The sequence below is a fragment of the Dietzia cercidiphylli genome, from assembly GCF_014145145.1.
In the GTDB taxonomy this organism is placed as follows: domain Bacteria; phylum Actinomycetota; class Actinomycetes; order Mycobacteriales; family Mycobacteriaceae; genus Dietzia; species Dietzia natronolimnaea.
Map to the genome: position 1 here is coordinate 1 of NZ_JAALEA010000551.1, position 2,559 is coordinate 2,559.

At 72.4% G+C, this 2,559-nt stretch carries 2 protein-coding genes; one reads left to right on the forward strand and one right to left on the reverse strand.

Annotation, left to right across the window (positions count from 1 at the left end; translation table 11 throughout):
• Window positions 1-294: 294 nt before the first annotated feature.
• A complete protein-coding gene (locus G6028_RS17340) occupies window positions 295-1,188 on the forward strand; it encodes an SDR family NAD(P)-dependent oxidoreductase (protein ID WP_182659604.1) in 894 nt (297 codons plus the stop codon).
• A 562-nt stretch (window positions 1,189-1,750) separates the two neighbouring features.
• On the opposite strand, the gene G6028_RS17345 is transcribed toward G6028_RS17340, so the two are convergent.
• Window positions 1,751-2,559 (reverse strand): MBL fold metallo-hydrolase (locus G6028_RS17345; RefSeq protein WP_182659605.1); only part of this gene is annotated, 809 nt, incomplete at its 5' end.

Genomic DNA, 2,559 nt, shown 5'->3' on the forward strand with positions numbered 1-2,559 from the left:
GCGGGGATCGGGCGATCCCACTGGCGGGTGTCCAGTCCGGACCACCGCGGTGCCGGTTGGGCTGAGGCGGTGGCCGGCGCGAGGACCGCGGAGGAGACGACGACGAGGGCCGCGACCGCCGCGGCCAGCGGACGGCGGGAGCGGGTGGCGAAAGGGCGCATGAGCGGAGGATAAACCGGGCCGGGTCGACGCCGCCCCGGATCGGGTCGGGTCACCAGACCGCCCAGGGGACCCGCTCGATGAACCTGCTCATAGCACCACTGACGGGCACCTCGCGGCACGTAGCCTGTGCCGGTGACTACCAAGACCATCGACATCCCGGACCTGACCGGCCAGACGTGGCTCATCACGGGGGCGACCAGCGGCGTCGGTCTGGAGACCGCACGATCCGCCTCGGACCGCGGCGCCCGGGTCGTCCTGGCGGTGCGGGACACCGGGCGAGGACACCAGGTCGCGGACTCGCTCCCGGGCCCGTCCCGGGTCGTCGAGTTGGACCTGGCCTCGCTCGGGAGCGTGCGACGCGCCGCCGACGAGCTGCGCGGCGGGGAGGCCGAGCCGATCGACGTGCTGGTCAACAACGCCGGTGCCATCACGCCGCGACGCCGCGAGACCGCCGACGGGGTCGAGATGCTGCTCGGCGTCAACGTTCTCGGCCCGTTCCTCTTCACGAACCTCGTCCTCCCGGGTGTCCGCCGCCGCGTGGTGATCGTCGGGTCCAACGCGCACAAGGCCGCGACCTTCGACCTCGACGACCCCCACTTCCGCCGACGTCGGTGGACCCCCGCGGCGGCCTACGCCCAGTCCAAACTCGGCGACATGCTGTGGGGGCTCGCGCTGGACCGGCGGTTGCGGGACGGACGGGCCGAGGCCGCGGTGGCGGGGGTCGACGTGCAGCTCACGCACCCCGGGTGGGCGGCGACCGGGATCACCAACGCCAGCGGGAACGCCGTGGTCGACACGATGATCACCCGCGTCTGCTCGGTGTTCGCCCAGCCTGCCTCGCAGGCGGCGCTCACCACGATGTTCGCCGCCACCCGGCCGCTACCGCCGTGCAGCTACACCGGGCCGGACGGGCTGCGGAACCTCAGGGGGATGCCCACGCTCATCGGAAGGACCGCCGAGGCCTCGGATCCGGAGATCGCCGAACGGCTATGGGGGTTCGCTGAGGCCGAGACGGCGGGAGCCTGACTCGCGGTCGCCGGCCGGTCGTCACCTGCGTCCCGCCCCCAGGTGTGGCGCGGAATCGTCGCGACCCGTCCCACCAACGCGTCGGCCTCGGCCGCGGAGAGCGCGATCAGGGTGGGCGGTGCGGGTACCCCCGTCACCGGGCGCCGACGAAGTCCTCGACGAGGCGTGCGACCAGGTCGAGTTGTTCCACCTGCGGAAAGTGACCGGAGTCCCGCACGGACTCCGCCCTGCTTCCGACCGGTAGGGCCGACGCCAGCCGGGTCCACTCCGCGAGCACACCAGTCGGCGCTGCCGTGCAGGTAGAGCATCGGGACGGTGGTCCACGGTGTCCACCCTCCGGACCTCCGGGCGCGGGTCCTGTCGTATCCGACCTCATCGGTCCGTCGTGCGCCGTAGCGGTCGAGTCCGAGTCCGACCAGCATGGTTTGATCGAGGTCTACCGGTCCGACCATGGTAGACGCCGAGAATGCCAGTACAGCGGCCCTCAGGAGCCGTCGTTGGTTGGCGTCGGCGCACTCGCGCAGATCACAGCCGCAGAAGGCTCAGAGTCCGTACCCACCTCCTAAGTGAGAGCGTCGTACTCGCCGTCGACCCACCTGGCGTACCGCTCGGCCGAGCGTTGGACGGCGGCGCCGGCGTCGCGGGGGACGCAGCCGCCGAAGTTCGCGTAGATCCGGTCGACGTCGTAGCGCGAGACGTGCTCGGCGATGCGCCGGACCACCGCGCCGGACAGGGGCATCCAGTTGGGGAACGAACGCATGAACGTGACCCAGCGCGGATCGGCGACGGTGCCGATGGTGTCGCCCGTGAACAGCACCCCCCGGCCGTCGCGCGCGGTCCAGTGGACCACCGCGCTGCCGGGGAAGTGGCCGCCGGGCTGTGAGGCCCGGACCCCCGGCAGGATCTCGATCTCCTCACCCGGGTGGCCGCCGCCCCACACCACGGTGTTGCGGGGCCGCAGACCGAGCCAGTGCTCGTCCGGTGCGGAGACGTAGACCGGGGCGTCGTCGAAGGCGGCCGACCACAGTGACTGGACCCCGTACATGTGCGGGTGGGAGGCGATGAGGGCGGAGATGCCACCCCATCCGCGCACCGCCGCGACGGCCTCCTCGCTGATGTGGTTCGGCGCCTCGACCATCACGTTCCCGTGGTCGGTGCGGATGAGCGCCGGCTTCTGCCCGATCCCGGGACAGTCCCGGTGGACCAGGTTGATCACGTCCGCCTCGCGCTCCATGAACTCGATGCGCGCGCCGCGCGCGGCCGACGCCTCGGGGTCGGTCCACCGCTGGCCGCCGGCGGGGACGAACTGGCGCTCATCGGCGCAGATCGGGCACACGTCGGGCACCGGCTCGGCCCGCTCGACCCCGCAGG